Source organism: Agrobacterium sp. LAD9, assembly GCF_003031125.1.
Lineage (GTDB): Bacteria > Pseudomonadota > Alphaproteobacteria > Rhizobiales > Rhizobiaceae > Agrobacterium > Agrobacterium radiobacter.
The window spans coordinates 36704-54005 of sequence record NZ_PHGS01000001.1 but is presented as its reverse complement, the minus strand read 5'-3'; the positions used below and the strand labels follow the sequence as shown (position 1 = coordinate 54005).

At 59.0% G+C, this 17302-nt stretch carries 14 protein-coding genes and 1 other RNA gene; 9 read left to right on the top strand and 6 right to left on the bottom strand.

Features of this window, described 5'->3' with window-relative positions; genetic code table 11:
* Nucleotides 1-97 precede the first annotated feature (97 nt).
* Together DA915_RS00245 and polA are read right to left on the bottom strand one after the other, a co-directional pair.
* Entirely contained in the window at nt 98-817 is a 720-nt protein-coding gene (locus DA915_RS00245; RefSeq protein WP_107674722.1) for a DUF1868 domain-containing protein, read from the bottom strand.
* A gap of 75 nt (nt 818-892) precedes the next feature.
* Nucleotides 893-3892, bottom strand: coding sequence for a DNA polymerase I (gene polA / locus DA915_RS00240; RefSeq protein ID WP_003507202.1), 3000 nt, complete (start codon nt 3890-3892; stop codon nt 893-895).
* Between the two features lie 415 nt (nt 3893-4307).
* On the opposite strand from polA, the gene DA915_RS00235 reads away from it, so the two are divergent.
* Nucleotides 4308-4742, top strand: coding sequence for a MarR family winged helix-turn-helix transcriptional regulator (locus tag DA915_RS00235; RefSeq protein ID WP_035213110.1), 435 nt, complete (start codon nt 4308-4310; stop codon nt 4740-4742).
* Nucleotides 4743-4908: 166 nt separating this feature from the next.
* Nucleotides 4909-6300 carry a dipeptidase gene (locus DA915_RS00230; protein WP_059758948.1) on the top strand — a complete coding sequence of 464 codons (1392 nt, stop codon included), beginning with the start codon at nt 4909-4911 and terminating at the stop codon, nt 6298-6300.
* A 400-nt stretch (nt 6301-6700) separates the two neighbouring features.
* On the opposite strand, the gene DA915_RS00225 is transcribed toward DA915_RS00230, so the two are convergent.
* Nucleotides 6701-6910, bottom strand: a complete 210-nt coding sequence (locus DA915_RS00225; RefSeq protein WP_003492998.1) for a cold-shock protein — start codon at nt 6908-6910, stop codon at nt 6701-6703.
* Nucleotides 6911-7387: 477 nt separating this feature from the next.
* On the opposite strand from DA915_RS00225, the gene DA915_RS00215 reads away from it, so the two are divergent.
* From DA915_RS00215 to DA915_RS00205, 3 genes are all read left to right on the top strand, one after another.
* Nucleotides 7388-7846 carry a YbaK/EbsC family protein gene (locus DA915_RS00215; protein ID WP_003507196.1) on the top strand — a complete coding sequence of 153 codons (459 nt, stop codon included), beginning with the start codon at nt 7388-7390 and terminating at the stop codon, nt 7844-7846.
* Between the two features lie 146 nt (nt 7847-7992).
* Nucleotides 7993-10287, top strand: a complete 2295-nt coding sequence (locus DA915_RS00210) for a transglycosylase domain-containing protein (RefSeq protein WP_107674720.1) — start codon at nt 7993-7995, stop codon at nt 10285-10287.
* Between the two features lie 290 nt (nt 10288-10577).
* Nucleotides 10578-11306 (top strand): sugar transferase, encoded by a 729-nt coding sequence (locus DA915_RS00205; protein WP_003507192.1) that lies wholly within the window; start codon nt 10578-10580, stop codon nt 11304-11306.
* Between the two features lie 96 nt (nt 11307-11402).
* Here DA915_RS00205 and DA915_RS00200 read toward each other — a convergent pair whose 3' ends face one another.
* Nucleotides 11403-11978 (bottom strand): cytochrome c family protein, encoded by a 576-nt coding sequence (locus tag DA915_RS00200; RefSeq protein ID WP_003507191.1) that lies wholly within the window; start codon nt 11976-11978, stop codon nt 11403-11405.
* 149 nt (nt 11979-12127) lie between these two features.
* Between DA915_RS00200 and DA915_RS00195 the strand changes: the two genes are divergently transcribed.
* Nucleotides 12128-12883, top strand: coding sequence for a 3-deoxy-manno-octulosonate cytidylyltransferase (locus tag DA915_RS00195; protein WP_107674718.1), 756 nt, complete (start codon nt 12128-12130; stop codon nt 12881-12883).
* 11 nt (nt 12884-12894) lie between these two features.
* Nucleotides 12895-13758, top strand: a complete 864-nt coding sequence (locus DA915_RS00190) for a prephenate dehydratase (RefSeq protein ID WP_003507188.1) — start codon at nt 12895-12897, stop codon at nt 13756-13758.
* A 15-nt stretch (nt 13759-13773) separates the two neighbouring features.
* On the opposite strand, the gene nudC is transcribed toward DA915_RS00190, so the two are convergent.
* On the bottom strand, nt 13774-14736 hold the full coding sequence (gene nudC / locus DA915_RS00185; protein ID WP_003507186.1) for an NAD(+) diphosphatase: 963 nt from the start codon (nt 14734-14736) through the stop codon (nt 13774-13776).
* Nucleotides 14736-15164: an HIT domain-containing protein gene (locus DA915_RS00180; RefSeq protein WP_162709037.1), complete on the bottom strand. Its 429-nt coding sequence runs from the start codon at nt 15162-15164 to the stop codon at nt 14736-14738. The genes nudC and DA915_RS00180 overlap by 1 nt, the downstream gene beginning before the upstream one ends.
* A gap of 65 nt (nt 15165-15229) precedes the next feature.
* On the opposite strand from DA915_RS00180, the gene ffs reads away from it, so the two are divergent.
* An RNA gene (gene ffs / locus DA915_RS00175) (signal recognition particle sRNA small type) lies at nt 15230-15326 on the top strand.
* Between the two features lie 80 nt (nt 15327-15406).
* Nucleotides 15407-17284 (top strand): DNA polymerase III subunit gamma/tau, encoded by a 1878-nt coding sequence (locus DA915_RS00170; RefSeq protein ID WP_107674716.1) that lies wholly within the window; start codon nt 15407-15409, stop codon nt 17282-17284.
* Nucleotides 17285-17302 lie beyond the last annotated feature (18 nt).

The following is a 17302-nucleotide window of genomic DNA, read 5'->3' as shown; positions in this document are numbered from 1 at the left end:
ACATGCCCAAACGGGCTTTGACCAGCCCTGACGCGCATTTTTTCCGATTCAGCGGAATAAGCGCAACAAGCGATCGTCAGGCATCGCAAATCATGGCTCACATCTTATCGAAAATGACGCGCTCCTTGAAGTGGTTCATGTCCCGGAATTCACAGAAAGCTGGCGGACGCATCTCAATGACCGGCGCTGCGGCGCGCAGCTTTTCCAGTTCCTCGTCGAGCATCACCTGCCAGCGCGGCAAGCATTCCGGCTCGAACCAGCTGATGATGTAGGACAAGGTGATATGAAACTCATAAGTGCCGTGATCAGGATGTCGGTAGCCGAAGAAATCGGCGAATGTATCCCGCCAGAGAGCCACGATCCGATCGTCCTCGACGGTTGCACCCTTCATGACCAGTCCCACCGGGCGCAGACCCGTAACCTGCATGTTGAACGCCGGCAGGGCCGGAAAGGCGGAAAGACGCTGGCGATAATATTCCGTCATCACGTCGATCGGCGTATCGAGCGGCATGTTTTCCGGCCAGTAGGGCAAAGCGCGCCGAAATTCGATAATGCCCTGAAACACCGTCATGTGCAGGCTGGAAACCGGCGTGAAGGCAAGCTGCGGCGCCTCCGGCATATCCAGAAAACGCTGGCGGGTTGCAATGATGGCTTTTTCGGTCTGCGACCCTTCGACAAGATGGCACACAACCGTATTGCCCGGCTCTGGCAGGAATTCACCATCAGCATTGTAGCGGCTACCCAGATGGCGCGGCGGCTGATCGTGATCAGCGGCAGAAATATACTCAAGATCTTTCGAGACGAGCGGGGCGTGCATGGGAAACTCCTTGTAAGAATTTCCCCCTAGTACCTGCACGCAACAAGGCAATGACATCGACCGCCTGAAGAGCGATCAGTGTGCCTCATCCCAATTGTCGGCCGCGCGGGCATCCACTTTTAGTGGCACCTTCATCGAAATCGCCGGCATGGCCGCGTTTTCCATGACAGAGACGACGACGGGCAAGGTCTTTTCGATCTCCGCTTCCTCGACTTCGAAGATGAGTTCGTCATGCACCTGCAACAGCATGCGGGCGGAAAGTTTTTCCGCCTCCAACGCGGGCTCGATGCGGACCATGGCACGGCGGATGATATCGGCAGCCGAGCCCTGGATCGGCGCGTTGATGGCCGCGCGCTCATTGAATGCTTTTACCGAAGGGTTCGATGAGCGGATTTCCGGATAATGCGCGCGGCGGCCGAAAATCGTTTCGACATAACCGTTTTCGCGGGCGAAGGCCTTGGTCGCCTCCATGTAGTCGCGAATGCCGGGAAAACGCTCGAAATATTTCTTGATATAGTCGCCTGCTTCGGAGCGGGCGATGCTGAGTTGATTGGCAAGGCCAAAAGCGGAAATGCCGTAGATGATGCCGAAGTTGATGGCCTTGGCGCGGCGGCGCACTTCCGACGGCATGCCTTCGACAGGCACGCCGAACATTTCCGATGCCGTCATCGCATGAATGTCGATGCCGTTTTCGAAGGCGTTGCGAAGCTGCGGAATATCGGCGACATGGGCCAGCACGCGCAGTTCGATCTGGCTGTAATCGGCCGACAGAAGCTTGTGACCGGGCGTGGAGATGAAAGCCGTGCGGATCTTGCGCCCTTCGGCAGTGCGGACCGGGATGTTCTGAAGGTTCGGCTCCGAGGAGGACAGGCGTCCCGTGGTGGTGGAGGCGAGGGCATAGGACGTATGCACCCGCTTCGTTTCGGGATGGATATATCCTGGCAGCGCATCAGTATAGGTCGATTTCAGCTTCGTCAGCTGCCGCCAGTCGACGATCTTGCGCGGCAGTTCGATACCTTCCGCCGCGAGATCTTCCAGAACCTGCGCCGATGTCGACCATTGGCCGGTCTTGGTTTTGGAACCACCCGGCAGGCCCATCTTGCCGAAAAGGATATCACCGAGCTGCTTTGGCGATCCGATATTGAAACGCTCGCCTGCCAGCTCGTAGATTTCCTCTTCGAAGGACGCAGCCTTCTGCGCGAGTTCGCCGGAAAGGCGCGAGAGGATCTGCCGGTCGACGGTGATGCCGCGCTCTTCCATATGTGCCAAAACCGGCACAAGCGGGCGCTCCAGCCGCTCATACACGCTGGTCAGACGCTCGGCGGCGAGCCGCGGTTTCAGGGCCATCCAGAGCCGCAGCGTGACATCAGCGTCTTCCGCCGCGTAGGCTGTCGCCTTGTCGATATCGACAAAATCGAAGGTGACGCTCGACTTGCCCGATCCCGCCACGTCCTTATAGGCGATCGGCGTGTGGCCGAGCCAGCGCTCGGACAGCGAATCCATGCCATGCGTGGCTTTGCCGGCCTCGAGAACATAGGAAATCAGCATCGTGTCGTCGAAGCTCTGCATGACGACGCCGTGGCGTTTCATCAGCAGATAATCATATTTGAGGTTCTGGGCGACTTTCAGGACAGCTTCATCTTCGAGCAGGTCCTTCAGACGCGCCAGCGCCTCGGCAAAGGGCACCTGCCCCTCCGCCATTCTGATGCCATCGCTGAAGAGATCGCCGCCGGAGCCGGTCTTGTGCGTCAAAGGAACATAAGCGGCCCGGATATCGGTGCCCGTGGCATCCTTGCCATTATCGGCAATCGCCAGAGAGAAACCGACAAGTTCGGCCTGCATCGGATCGAGCGAAGTCGTTTCCGTATCGAAGGCGACAACGCCCGTCTCCCGGGCCGCCGCAATCCAGCGGTCGAGCGTCGGAAGATCCCTGATCGTTAGATAGGCTGTCGTATCGATCTTGGCGGCGGAAAAAAGCGCCTGTCGCGCTGCGGCCAGATCGGCGGGCGCGCTGCCCTCCCCCGTTACTTTTCTTGCCGGAGCGGCGGGCGAAGCCGCGGCGCCAGCGGTGTTAGTGGCCACTTCACCAGCCTGAACGGCAGGGGCTGGCGCATCAAGATCGGGACCATGGGCATCGGCACCCCATTGCACCGGCACATTGGCAGGGTCGATGGCAGAAGCGTCGGTTTCGGTCGCTTCGGCCACCCGGCGTGTCAGCGTCGTGAACTCCATCGCCTTCAGGAAGGCGATCAGTTTCGGCCCATTCTGCGGTTCGAGCACCAGCGCTTCAAGCGACTGCTCCAGCGGCACATCAGTCCTGAGCGCCACAAGCTGTCTGGAAAGGCGGGCAAGTTCCGCATTGGCGATGATATTCTCCCGCCGCTTCTGCTGCTTGATTTCGCCAGCACGGGTCAGGAGGGTATCGAGATCGCCATATTCCTCCAGCAACTGCGCCGCCGTCTTCGGGCCGATGCCGGGAATGCCGGGCACATTGTCGGTAGAATCGCCGGTCATCGCCTGCAGGTCGATCATCTTTTCAGGGCCTACGCCCCACTTCTCGATGACATCAGGAATGCCGATCTGCTTGTCCTTCATGGCGTCGTACATGTGTACATTGGCCGTGACGAGCTGCATCAGATCCTTGTCGGAGGAGATGATGGTGACATCGGCGCCGATCGCTTCGGCCTGCCGGGCATAGGTGGCGATGATATCATCAGCCTCGAAGCCTTCCGTCTCGATGCAGGGAAGGTTGAAGGCGCGCGTCGCCTCGCGGATCAGGCCGAATTGCGGAACCAGATCTTCCGGCGGCGCGGTGCGGTTGGCCTTGTAGAGATCATAAAGCTCGTTGCGGAAGGTCTTCGATGAATAGTCGAAAATCACCGCGAAATGGGTAGGCGTCACGCCGACATCGGTATTGCGCGCATCCCTCAAGAGCTTCCACAACATGTTGCAGAAACCGGAAACGGCGTTGACCGGCAGCCCGTCCGACTTGCGGTTCAGCGGCGGGATTGCATGGAAGGCCCGGAAAATGAAACCGGAACCGTCAACGAGGAAGAGGTGATCGCCTTTTTTCATGGGTAGCATGGATAGCGCGGGGCCGTTTTGACGTCTACCGAAACTTCGCACAACGCACCGTAAAGCGCGGGGAACGAGGCGTCAGTACAGGCCCGCAAAATTCACCGGAACGTTACCGATTTGTAATCCGCTCTTCCCTTGAAAAGCCGCATTTGCAGACACATTTCATAAGGGACGGCGCCTGATCACGCCGTAGTCTGATAGCTGGCTCGTCCCCCGCCGCGTCAGACCGGACAAAGGCCTTTCCCCCTCTCCGGGCCTTTGTCCTCCAATATGACCGCCATGGCCGACCCCTCCCGGCCATGGCGGTTTTATTTTATGCGCCGTTTCGGGCTGGCCTAAACATATCATGCGATATATATCGCGCTATTGAATTGCCGGGCTGAGCCGGCCGTGATGTTTTATGGGCGGAAAAATGGGTTTTTCCCGGGACGAATCGGCGATCTATCTCGCCTCGAAAATGGCGCGGGAATTCACCATGGCGCTGCAGAAAAGAGCCGCCGCCCTGGGTTTCTCGCCCGGACAATTCCCCATTCTCATCGAACTTTGGCATGAGGACGGCCTGACGCAGCGACAATTGCTTGATAGAATCGATGTCGAACAGGCGACGCTCGCCAATACGCTCTCACGCATGGAACGCGACGGGCTGATCATCCGCAAATCCCATCCAAGCGACCGCCGTGCCCAGATCATCGAGCTGACACAGCGCGGCAGGGATCTGGAAGCCAATGCCATTGCAGCTTCCGAAGCCACCGAAGATGCACTGCTCAAGGATTTCCGGCGTTTCGAGAGACAGCTTTTGCTGGAATATATGCGCCGGGCGATCGAAAGCGCCAAAAAAGCGAAATAGCATTTACAGCCCGAAACCACTTCGCACTTTCCCTGAACTGCTCTATCGTTCCGGCGGCCGCACGTTTGCCGATTCACGACGCGCCGGCCCCCTTGTTTCCCGCGATGCGCGATGCCCGGATGTTTCGTCTTATCGCCGGGTCACGACAGACATGACAGGATCAGCGATGACAGACGTTTCCCCCATTCTTTCCACCGCCGACGACAATCTCACCTCCAGCCTTGAGCGACTGTTCGAGCTCGTACGCATTCCGTCGATTTCGACGGACCCCGCCTACAAGGCGGAATGCCGCAAGGCGGCGGAGTGGCTGGTCAGGACGCTTTCAGCGCTCGGCTTTACGGCCTCCGTGCGCGATACGGCCGGCCACCCTATGGTGGTGGCGCATCATGATGCGGCCACCAAGGACGCGCCGCATGTGCTTTTTTACGGCCATTATGACGTACAGCCGGTTGATCCGCTCGAGCTCTGGGAAAACGATCCGTTCGAACCCGCCGTAAAGGATATCGGCGCCGGCCGCCAGGTGATCACGGGACGTGGTACGGCAGACGACAAGGGCCAGCTGATGACCTTCGTCGAAGCCTGCCGCGCCTATAAGGCAGTGAATGGCGGCCTGCCGGTGCGTGTCACCATTCTTTTTGAAGGCGAAGAGGAATCCGGCTCGCCGTCGCTGAAGCCTTTCCTCGAAGCCAATGCGGAAGAACTGAAGGCCGATTATGCGCTGGTCTGCGATACCGGCATGTGGGACCGGGATACGCCAGCCATTGCTGCGGCCCTTCGCGGCCTGGTCGGCGAAGAAGTTGTCATCACAGCAGCCGACCGCGATCTGCATTCCGGTCTGTTCGGTGGGGCGGCGGCAAACCCCATCCACATCCTCACCGATATTCTCGCCGGCCTGCATGACGAGACCGGCCGGGTAACTCTTTCAGGCTTTTATGACGGCGTGGAAGAAACCCCAGCCAACATCAAGGCCTCCTGGGAAACACTGGGCCGCACGGCCGAAGCCTTTCTCGGCGAAGTCGGCCTTTCGGTTCCCTCGGGCGAAAAGGGTCGCTCCGTGCTGGAGCAGACCTGGGCGCGGCCGACGGCGGAAGTCAACGGCATTATCGGCGGCTATACCGGCGATGGTTTCAAGACCGTGATAGCCGCGAAAGCCTCCGCCAAGGTATCTTTCCGCCTCGTCGGCGAGCAGGACCCTGCGGCCATTCGCGAAAGCTTCCGGGCCTATGTGCGCTCGAAGATTCCCGCCGACTGCTCCGTGGAGTTCCACGAACATGGCGGTTCACCCGCCATCCAGCTGTCCTACGACTCGCCCGTACTGACCAAAGCCAAAAATGCGCTTTCGGAAGAGTGGCCGAAACCCGCCGTCGTCATCGGCATGGGAGGCTCGATCCCGATCGTCGGCGATTTCCAGAAGATGCTGGGAATGGATTCGCTGCTTGTGGGCTTCGGACTTACCGATGACCGCATTCATTCGCCGAATGAAAAATACGACCTGCAGTCGTTCCACAAGGGCATCCGCTCCTGGGTCCGCATTCTCGACGCACTCGCGGCAAAATAATCCGAAAAAAGAGGAGGCGCCGAATATTTGGCGCCTCCTCGGTACATAAACAAAAAGGCCGGGCAAGCCCGACCTTTCCATCCGTTTTTCGTCAATGCCAGTACATCCGTGGTCAAAGCGTTCAAACGGTCTGATGCTCCAGAGCGCGCCAAAGATATCGACGCTGCTTTCCGGCTCAGGATCGGCTGCTTTGGTTAATCTTTGGTTAACACAACAGCAGCGGCACTTTTAAAAGCGCCATTCCCGGCAGTTCCGATCCGGAGCACTGTTGAACCCTATATTGGTATGTCGTCCGGCTTTTTCAAGAGTGGCCGGCCCAGTCCCTTCCTGCAAAAGAAAAAGGCCGGAAAAATCCGGCCTTTCCATTCATGCGAATGACCCTTTCGGGCCAAAGCGCTTATCAGGCAGCAACGAGGTTGCCTGCGGACATCTTGCCCGAGCGACGATCCTGCATCAGCTCGTAGGAGAGCTTCTGGCCGTCGTTGAGGGCGGTCAGACCAGCGCGCTCAACAGCGGAGATGTGAACGAATACGTCCTGCGAACCGTCGTCAGGCTGAATGAAGCCGTAGCCCTTGGTTGCGTTGAACCACTTTACTGTACCAGTCGCCATAACGATTTCCTTCCGTTGGCAATTGTATTTGCACTGCGAGCAGTGCGGACTTAGGTCGAATTTGAAGGAAAGATCGTCGTGTGCACCCAAAAAGGCGCCGAAGCTCTGGTCGTCAAACAAATATCGATGGCCGAACACCTAGGTTGGCAGGGGCGAAAAGTCAAGTTTCTTTGAAAAACGCGGCGATCTTTGTGAGCCGCCGGCCACCCAAACCCGTTGGAAACAGGGCCCTAAATAGCAAAAACCCGGCGCGGGAGGAGGTGCGCCGGGTTCTTGAAACTGACTGACAATTGGGAGGAGGAGTATTGTCAGTCCAATCGGGCGACGCTGGGAGGAGGAGTGCGTCGCTTCGATGGTTTGAAGATACAGGATATCAGCTTAAAAAACAGACGTTTCATCGCAGCGCAGCATTGCGCATAATGCATAGCTACTTCAGGGTGACTTGAAGCTTCTCCGCGTAACGCCTAATAAATACGCATGTCTATCGAATCCGTCAGAGCCTTCTTCACCGAAAAGTCGCCCGAAGTGACCGTGATTGAAACGGAAGCGAGTTCAGCGACGGTGGCGCTGGCCGCCGAAGCACACGGCGTCGACCCCGACCAGATTGCGAAAACGATCTGCCTGAAGGCGGGCGACACCATTCTTCTCGTCGTCGCCGCCGGCACGAAACGCCTCGACAACCGGAAATTCCGCGATCATTTCGGAGCAAAGCCGCGCATGCTTGGACCGGATGAGGTGGTTGCGGTGACCAGCCATCCCATCGGCGGGGTGTGCCCTTTCGGCCTGCCCTCGACCCTCCCGGTGTTTTGCGACATATCGCTGAAAAACTATCGTGAGGTGGTTCCCGCGGCCGGCGCCACCAATGCGGCGGTGAAGATTTCACCCGATGTGATGGCCGAACTGACGGACGCGGAGTGGGTCGACGTCTGCCAATGACGCTGATTTGATGCGGCCGGGACTTAACCCCGCCTTAAATTGCCGCATTTAAACTCTTCATCCTGGATTAAGGATCGCGCAGGCATAGAAGCCTGAAACCCGAATGGGATGCGCGCGGTTTCGCGAATAGGAGCGACTTCGGCTGGATGGTAGGCAAGGGTAAATCACGCGAACGGGTAGAACCTTCCTTCGGGGATTTCCATGAGTCCGGTGACGACCTGCGCCTTGACGCCAGCGAGCGCATCAGCGGAACCACAAAGCAGCAGGCCAGGAAACCGAAGCCGGCATCCGGCCGCACCAAATCCAGCAAAAAAGAAAAGCGCACCCGCAGTTCCGGCCGTGGCGCGACGGGCTTCCTCCGCTCCCTCGTTTATTGGTGTATCGTACTCGGCATCTGGGGCGGCATCGGCGTTGCCGGTCTTGTCCTTTATTATGGTGCGCGCATGCCGAGCGCCAGCAGCTGGTCCATTCCCGAACGCCCGCCGAATGTGAAGATCGTTTCGGTGAATGGCAGCGTGCTTGCCAATCGCGGCACCACCGGCGGCGAGGCGCTCGCGCTGGAGGACATGTCACCCTATATTCCGCAGGCCGTGATGGCGATCGAGGACCGGCGGTTCTATTCGCATTTCGGCGTCGATCCGCTGGGTCTTGGACGCGCTATCGTAACGAATGTCCTGACGGGGCGAACGGTGCAGGGCGGCTCGACGCTGACACAGCAGCTGGCAAAAAACCTGTTCCTCTCGCCGGATCGCACGCTGGAGCGCAAGGTTCAGGAAGTGCTGCTGTCTTTCTGGCTGGAGCATGAATTCACCAAGGACCAGATTCTTGCGATGTATCTCAATCGCGTCTATTTCGGCTCCAATGCCTATGGCGTCGAGGCGGCCTCGCGGCGCTACTTCAACAAATCCGCGCGCGACGTCAATCTGGGCGAAGCGGCAATGCTGGCCGGGCTTCTTAAAGCGCCCTCGCGCCTTTCGCCGGCGCGCGATCCGCAGGCGGCGGAAGAGCGGGCGCAGGTCGTGCTGCAATCCATGCGCGATGTCGGCTTCATCACGGACGACGAAATCAAGACCGCCATGTCGCAGCCGCCAACCAAGGCGAAACGTTTCTGGTCCGGCGCCGAACATTACGCCGCCGACATGGTGCTGGAGGAAGTGCGCAACCTGGTTGGCGAGGTGAAGCAGGATATCGTCGTCGACACGACGATCGATCCCAATCTCGAGCGCGATGCCGAAAAGGCGCTGACCCACGTGCTGCAGGGCGACGGCAAGAAACAGGGCGCCTCGCAGGCCGCGCTTGTTTCCATTGATGGCACGGGTGCAATCCGCGCCGTGGTTGGCGGTGCTGATTATGCCGAAAGCCAGTTCAACCGCGCCGCCAAGGCAAAACGGCAACCCGGCTCCGCATTCAAGCCCTTCGTTTACGTTGCCGCGCTCGAATCCGGGCTTACCCCCTATACCATCCGTAATGACGCGCCTGTTCGTATCGGCAACTGGACCCCAGAAAATTACGAGAAGAAATATCGAGGCGAAGTGACACTCGCCACCGCGCTCGCCAATTCGCTGAACACCATTGCCGCGCAACTGGTGATGGAAGTGGGTCCTGATCGTGTGACCCAGGTGGCGCATCGCATGGGCATCGAATCCGAGCTGCAGAACAATGCCTCCATCGCGCTCGGCACCTCGGAAGTGTCGCTGATGGAGCTGACGGCCTCCTACGCCCCCTTCATGAATGGCGGCTACAAGGCGACGCCGCATATCGTCAAACGCATCACCGACGCCGACGGCAAGGTGCTTTACGAAAACAAATATGACAATCCGCCCCGCGTCCTGAGCGAAGAGATCGCCGCGACCATGAACAGCATGCTGTCGCGCGTCATCACCGAAGGTACTGGCAAGGCGGCAAGGCTGCAGGGCTGGCAGGCGGCCGGAAAATCCGGCACGACGCAGTCCTTCCGCGATGCACTTTTTGTCGGCTACACAAGCAACCTGACCACCGGCGTATGGTTCGGCAATGACGACGGCACATCGATGAAAAAGGTCACCGGCGGCGGGCTTCCGGCAAAGGCGTGGAAAGATTTCATGACCGCCGCCCATTCGGGGCTTTCACCCTCGCCGCTCTTCGGGCTTGGCGCAGGCGGCGTGCCGCCGCTTGGGGAAATGCAGCAGCCGGCACCGGAAAACCCGCCCTCCTCCATCGGCGATATCATTTCCAATGCGCTCGGGCGCGGGACGCCGGATACGCGCGCCTATCCCCAAGCCCCCATTGCGCCGAACCCGAATCAGCCGGATGTGCCGATGCCGCCGGCAAATATCCCTTCCCGCGATATCGAGCCCGGCTATTCAGCCGGCAACGGGCCTGTACCACCCGCCGATATCGGCGGTCAGGCGCCATCCGGACCAAAGCAGACGACCCTGCTCGATATTCTGCTGGGAAACTGACGGCATAGCGTGGCCGGCAGGCGCTGATCTCACGGCCGGTGACGATGACGTCATTGTCGCGCTAAATTCCCGATTTAGCAGGATTTGGCTCCATGGAGACTGGTCGTCTCGGCAGCTACGAGCGGAGAGGATGCTCGCCCTGCAACATCCGCGTGCAGTCGCATTAACCGTAGATTGCCATTTGCTCCGGAGCGGTTACATTTCGGATGACTTTTTACGGTAAATGAATTATTAATCGTTCATATAAATTAATTTTCTTCTATCAAAATAACTTTTCAGGGCTTTATATTATGCTGGGTACTAAAGGCTCATCGCATGCCGTTTTTTACGGTGCCTCCTATTCCGCAGCCACAACTTTCGAATCGTCGGAAACGCAACCCTCCTCTTCGGAAAAAACCGTCTCCGCATTTTTGCGCGGCCAGTTCGCGCTCAAAAGAACGATGGATATTGCAGGGGCGTCCATCGCCCTTGTCGCGCTCGCGCCGGTGTTGCTCACCGTAGCGGCTCTGGTCAAACTCGATAGCAAAGGGCCGGTCCTGTTTTCGCAGGTCCGCTGGGGTATGAACGGGCGGAAAATCCGTGTCTATAAATTCCGCTCCATGAGAACCGACCTTTGCGATGCCACCGGTGTGGCGCAAACGGTGAAGAACGATCCCAGAATAACCCGGATCGGCGCGATTCTTCGCCGCACGAATATCGACGAACTGCCGCAGCTTCTGAATGTGCTGAAAGGCGATATGTCGCTGGTCGGGCCCCGCTGCCATGCCATCGGCATGCTGGCGGCCGGCCGTCTTTATGAGGAACTGGTGCCACACTACCATATGCGCCACCGGGTGCGGCCGGGCATTACCGGCCTCGCACAGATGCGGGGATTACGCGGCCCGACGGATCGCAGCGACAAGGCGCGCGCCCGAATCGTCTCCGATCTTTATTACGTCGACAATTTTTCGATCTGGCTTGATATCAGGATCATGGTCGGAACGGTGATTTCCGAATTGCGCGGCGGCAAGGGTTTCTGATTTTTCAGACGCCATTCCCGCAGCTGCAGTCCATCCGTTATAAAAACAAAAGCCCGGCAGCAATGCCGGGCTTTTATCATGAAATCATCATGACGATCAGTTTGTCGGCGCGGGAGCCGCTGCCGGATCCGGAAGCGGTGCCGGGTTTGCCGAAAGCGTGCGCAGATAAGCGATGAGATCGGCGCGTTCCGTTTCCTTCTTCACACCCGCAAAGCCCATGGCCGTGCCGGGAACGTGTTTTTTGGGGGATTCGAGGAAGTAGCTGAGATGATCGTAGTCCCAATGCACGGAACCGCCCTTGGAGAAATCCTTCATCCCGGCGGAATAGCTGAAACCTTCATGGCTGGCGATCGGCCGGTTGACGATATCGAAGAGATTGGGGCCGACCTTGTTTGCACCACCACTCTCTCCGGTATGACAGCTCGTACACTTCTTGAAGACTGTTTCGCCCTTGGCGGCATCGGCGCTGGCAAGCAATTGCGCGATCGGCGTCGCCGCGGCAGCGGCTTCACCGCCACCCGCTTCGCCGCCGCTCTCTGCCGCAGCAATGGCGAAACCTTCCTTTTCGGGCGCAGGCGCATGGAAAATGCCCTCAGACGCAATCGACACCGACATCAGGACGAAAACCGTGCCAAGCAACGCCCCAACGCCCATATTTACATAAGAATTCATCTATATGCGCTCCCTCGCATCCGCTTGATATAACGGGCATCTTGAAATTGCTCGAAAGCTATGGCTTTTGCACAGCCTGCGCAACTTGAATAATGCTCCCCACACCGTGACGTTTTGACACTTTTCGGGCGGGATTTGAAGGGTGTCGGATGAAGAATCGGGAATTCGAGAAAGCTGTCGTCCTCATACCGGCGCGGATGGCATCCACACGCCTGCCAGGCAAGCCGCTCGCCGACATAGGCGGCAAGCCGATGATCGTGCAGGTTGCGCTGCGGGCACGTGAGGCCGGTGCGGAACGAATCGTTGTTGCCGTTGATGACGAACAGGTGTTTTCGGCCGTGCAAAATGCCGGTTTCGACGTGATGATGACCCGCGACGACCACCAATCCGGCTCGGACCGTATTTTCGAAGCGCTGCAAAAGGCCGACCCCTATGGCAAGGCGGAATATGTCATCAATGTTCAGGGCGACCTTCCTACCATCGAAGCGGAAACGATCCGCGCTTCGCTGCGCCCGCTGGAAAATATAGAGGTCGATATTGCGACACTGACGGTCGAAATCACCGACGAGGAAGAAAAAACCAATCCGAACGTGGTGAAAGTGGTGGGCAGCCCGCTTTCCGAGACGCGATTGCGCGCGCTTTATTTTACCCGCACCACCGCACCCTATGGCGACGGCCCGCTTTATCATCACATCGGACTTTATACCTATCGCCGCTCTGCGCTCGAGACATTCGTGAGCCTGCCGCCCTCACCGCTTGAAAAACGTGAGCGGCTGGAACAGCTGCGCGCACTGGAAGCGGGGATGCGCATCGACGCTGAAATCGTCCGTTCCGTGCCGCTCGGCGTCGACACGCCGCACGATCTGGAAAAAGCCCGCAAAATTCTCGCAAGCAGAACCCTCTAACGGACAGTCCCATGACCTTGAGCACAAATCGTATTGCCTTCCAGGGCGAATTCGGCGCGAATTCCGACATGGCCTGCCGCGACATGTTCCCGGATATGGAGCCTTTGCCCTGCCCGACCTTCGAGGATGCCTTCAACGCCATTGAAAACGGCGAAGCTGATCTCGGCATGATCCCGATTGAAAATACACTGGCCGGCCGCGTTGCGGATATTCATCACCTGCTGCCGGAATCGCGCCTGCACATCATCGGTGAATATTTCATGCCGATCCGCTTCCAGCTGATGGTGATGCCCGGCGTGAAGAAGGATGAGATTCGCACCGTCCACAGCCACATCCACGCGCTTGGCCAATGCCGCAAGATCATTCGTTCCAACGGCTGGAAGCCAGTCATCGCCGGCGATACGGCAGGCTCCGCAAGGCTCGTGTCCGAACAGGGCGACCGCAGCATGGCGGCCCTTGCGCCACGTCTTGCCGCCAGCCTCTACGGTCTCGATATTCTCGCTGAAAATGTAGAGGATTCGGAAAACAACGTCACGCGCTTCGTGGTGCTTTCCCGCGATGAAAACTGGGCCAAGCGCCAGTCGAGCGATGAAATCGTCGTCACCACCTTCGTTTTCAACGTCCGCAACATTCCGGCAGCACTCTACAAGGCCATGGGCGGCTTTGCGACGAACGGCATCAACATGACGAAGCTCGAAAGCTACCAGCTCGGCGGCAAATTCGTGGCGACGCAGTTTTATGCCGATATTGAAGGCCACCCCGATGACGAGCCGGTGCGGCATGCGCTGGACGAGTTGCGTTTCTTCTCGGAAAAAGTCCGCATTCTCGGCGTCTACAACGGTCACGCGATGCGCGGCAAGCTCAACCAGAGCTGAGCCTGCCGCAGCCCATTACTTTAGCCATTCCACCCAGTCGCGCATCAGCCGATGCGCGATGGCTCCCATTGGCGGCGCGGAAAAACCTTCACCCGTCGGGGCCTCCAGCATCTTTGCGACCTCTTCCCGCGTGAACCAGCGGCAATCCTCAAGCTCGATCTCGTCACGCGCGATCTCAAAAGAGAGCGCCTCGGCATAACAGCCTATCATCAGCGTATGCGGCATCGGCCAGGGCTGGGAGGCGTGATACCGCACACGACCGATTTCGACGCCGGATTCCTCATGCGTTTCGCGGCGGACGGCCTGCTCTATGGTCTCACCCGGCTCCACGAAGCCGGCAAGGCAGGAATACATGCCCGGCGCAAAATGCGCACCGCGGCCAAGCAGGCAGAGATCACGCTCGATATCGATGGTCATCATGATGACAACGGGATCGGTGCGCGGAAAAATAGTGTGGCTGCAGGCGCCGCAGATGCGCTTGTAGCCGCCGATTCGCAGCTCCATGGTTCCGCCGCACTTCCCGCAAAAGCGATTGTCGCCATTCCAGTGCGTCAGGCTGACTGCCTGCGCAACCTCGCTCAGCAGTTCCTCGTCGAGAAGATGATCGCGATAAAGCGTGCGGGCATCGGCCAGCTTGTAATGGCTCGCCAGCTGATCCTCGGCAACGGCGACCGGCACCGCAATTCTCGGCTCACCGGTTTCGCGATATCCGAGCAGCACCGCATTGTCGAAATCCGGCTGCAACTCGGCCAGCTCATAGGCGGAAAACAGGGGATCGATGACCTGCTCATCATGTTTCAGGACCAGCCGGTTGCCCGAGAAGGCAAAAATATGGGTGCCATCGACTTTCAGTGCATCGGCAACACACTCCTCCGTCCGCTTTTCGGCGAAACGGTCGAGGGCATTTTTGGAAAAGGCCGTCAGCAGGCTTGCTTCAGGATGGGGGGCAGTGGTTTCAAAAATTTTCATGGAAATCATCAGAGCGCGCCGGAGATTTTTTTCATCAAAGTTTCCTTTTCGCCTGCGGCATAGGGCACCGCCGTTCCGTGCCCCCAGATGGGACCGGGCCAGCAGGTGTCGCCTTCATTGCGGGCGATAATATGGACATGCAATTGCCGGACGATATTGCCCAAAGCACCGACATTTATCTTGGTGGCCCCCGTGATCTCCTTCAAGGCGGACGCGACGAGATTGGTCTCGAATGTCAGCACGGCCTGATCAAGCGGGGTGAGATCGAACAATTCGCTGACGCCGTCTCGCTGCGGCACCAGCACCAGCCAGGGCCAGCGACTGTCGTTTTGCAAACGCAGTTCACATAGCCCCAAACGCGTCACAAGCACACTGTCGCGCGCCAGCCTGTCGTCCAGCCGGAATGTCTCCAAGGTGTCCTCCATGTTTGTTTTCATCGTGATAGCAGTTTTTTGAAGGCTTGGCTTGCATTTGCTGTCGATATTGCCGATATGTGGCCCCGGGAGGTTGGTGGTGGACGAGCCACTCGCCAACCGGGTCAGGTCCGGAAGGAAGCAGCCCTAACGAGCCCGGCACGGGTCGCCGTGCCAGCCTCCCACCTTTTTTAAAAGACGTGCTCAGCTTTCGCCGGGCCAGTTCAGCGCCCCAAGACAAACTGGCAAAACAAACTGGCGAGGCAATGAGCGATACCGTACCCACCACAACAAGCGAATCCCAGGTCGGGACCGGCTACCGGGTACTGGCACGCAAATATCGCCCGAAAGATTTTTCTGATCTGATGGTCGGCCAGGAGCCGATGGTCCGCACGCTGACCAACGCGTTTGAGACCGGCCGCATTGCCCAGGCCTATATGCTGACCGGCGTTCGCGGCGTGGGCAAAACGACCACGGCACGCATTCTCGCCCGCGCGCTGAATTACAAGACCGACACCATCGACAAGCCGACCATCGACCTTCGGATCCCCGGCGAACATTGCCAGGCGATCATGGAAGGCCGGCATGTCGACGTGATCGAGATGGACGCCGCCTCCCATACCGGCATCGACGATATTCGCGAGATCATCGAACAGGTGCGCTATCGCCCGGTCTCGGCGCGCTACAAGGTCTATATCATCGACGAAGTGCACATGCTGTCGACGCAGGCGTTTAACGGTCTTCTGAAGACGCTGGAAGAGCCGCCGGAACATGTGAAATTCATCTTCGCGACCACCGAAATCCGCAAGGTTCCAATTACCGTTCTGTCGCGCTGCCAGCGCTTCGACCTGCGCCGCATCAGCGCCGCCGATCTCGTCGGCCTGTTCACCGCCATTGCCGGCAAGGAAGGTTTCGAGGCCGATCCGCAGGCGCTGTCGATGATCGCCCGCGCTGCAGAGGGTTCCGCCCGTGACGGCCTTTCCCTGCTCGACCAGGCGATTGCCCATGGTGGCGGCCGCGTGGAGGCCGAAGCGGTGCGCGGCATGCTCGGCCTTGCCGACCGTGCGCGCATCGTCGATCTCTTCCAGCACGTCGTCAAAGGCGATGTCGCGGCAGCCCTTTCGGAGTTCAACGGGCAATATGAGGCAGGCGCGAACCCTGTCGTCGTATTGAACGACCTTGCCGATTTCACCCATCTCGTCACCCGCATGAAATATGTGCCTGATGCGGCGGAAGACCCCTCGCTTTCGGAAATAGAACGCGTGCGTGGCGCGGAATTTGCCGAGACGATTGCGGTAACCGCACTGTCGCGCATTTGGCAGATGCTGCTGAAGGGCATTCCGGAAACGGAAAACGCCTCGCGGCCTGCCGGTGCTGCCGAAATGGTTCTGATCCGGCTTTCGCACGCCGCCAATCTGCCCGCACCTGAAGATGCCGCGCGGCGCCTGCTCGAGCTTTCGAGCGGCGACGGCGGCGGTTACGCCAATGGCGGACCTTCGGGCGGCGGCAATGGCGGCGGTGCGCGCGCCTATTCGTCAGGACAGACCGTGGCCGCGGGAAGACCTGTCGATCTTCCCGCCCAGCGCCAGACGACGCCGCAGACCTCCGCCGTGCTGCGCGCCGTTCCAGACAGCCGCCCGCAGGAGATGCAGGTCGTAGCACCCAAAACCGAGGAGCGGCCGGAGCCGAAGGTTCTCGTCAATTCGGTGCAGGATGTTGCCGATCTCTGCCAGAAGAACCGCGATCCCGTCATGCGGGCAAAGGTGCGCAACTTTGTGCGGCTGGTGCGGCTGGAGCCCGGCCGGCTTGATATGCGCCTCGGCGAAGGTGCGCCCGGCTCTCTGCCCGGTGAGCTTGGCGTCAAGCTCAAGGAATGGACCGGTATCCACTGGATCATCAGCCTCAGCAAGGAGCAGGGGGAGCCGACCCTCGTCGAAGCTGAAGGCAATGCCCGGGATGCCCGCCTTGTCGATGCGCGTCAGGATCCTGACGTTGCCGCCATTCTGGCGCAGTTTCCCGGTGCAAAAATCACCGACGTGCGCATCCGCGCCGCCGCACAGGATGAGGCGGAGGATATCGCACCGCCATCGGTTGCCGAATCGAGCGAAGGCGACATCCTTCCCGGCGACGACATCGAGTTTTAAACAAAAAGAACAGGAGAT

Bases quoted from the DNA above. Each gene is read 5' to 3' on its own strand.
- DA915_RS00245 (WP_107674722.1), bottom strand. From the start codon at position 817: ATGCACGCCCCGCTCGTCTCGAAAGATCTTGAGTATATTTCTGCCGCT.
- polA (WP_003507202.1), bottom strand. From the start codon at position 3,892: ATGAAAAAAGGCGATCACCTCTTCCTCGTTGACGGTTCCGGTTTCATT.
- DA915_RS00235 (WP_035213110.1), top strand. From the start codon at position 4,308: ATGGGTTTTTCCCGGGACGAATCGGCGATCTATCTCGCCTCGAAAATG.
- DA915_RS00230 (WP_059758948.1), top strand. From the start codon at position 4,909: ATGACAGACGTTTCCCCCATTCTTTCCACCGCCGACGACAATCTCACC.
- DA915_RS00225 (WP_003492998.1), bottom strand. From the start codon at position 6,910: ATGGCGACTGGTACAGTAAAGTGGTTCAACGCAACCAAGGGCTACGGC.
- DA915_RS00215 (WP_003507196.1), top strand. From the start codon at position 7,388: ATGTCTATCGAATCCGTCAGAGCCTTCTTCACCGAAAAGTCGCCCGAA.
- DA915_RS00210 (WP_107674720.1), top strand. From the start codon at position 7,993: ATGGTAGGCAAGGGTAAATCACGCGAACGGGTAGAACCTTCCTTCGGG.
- DA915_RS00205 (WP_003507192.1), top strand. From the start codon at position 10,578: ATGCTGGGTACTAAAGGCTCATCGCATGCCGTTTTTTACGGTGCCTCC.
- DA915_RS00200 (WP_003507191.1), bottom strand. From the start codon at position 11,978: ATGAATTCTTATGTAAATATGGGCGTTGGGGCGTTGCTTGGCACGGTT.
- DA915_RS00195 (WP_107674718.1), top strand. From the start codon at position 12,128: ATGAAGAATCGGGAATTCGAGAAAGCTGTCGTCCTCATACCGGCGCGG.
- DA915_RS00190 (WP_003507188.1), top strand. From the start codon at position 12,895: ATGACCTTGAGCACAAATCGTATTGCCTTCCAGGGCGAATTCGGCGCG.
- nudC (WP_003507186.1), bottom strand. From the start codon at position 14,736: ATGATTTCCATGAAAATTTTTGAAACCACTGCCCCCCATCCTGAAGCA.
- DA915_RS00180 (WP_162709037.1), bottom strand. From the start codon at position 15,164: ATGAAAACAAACATGGAGGACACCTTGGAGACATTCCGGCTGGACGAC.
- DA915_RS00170 (WP_107674716.1), top strand. From the start codon at position 15,407: ATGAGCGATACCGTACCCACCACAACAAGCGAATCCCAGGTCGGGACC.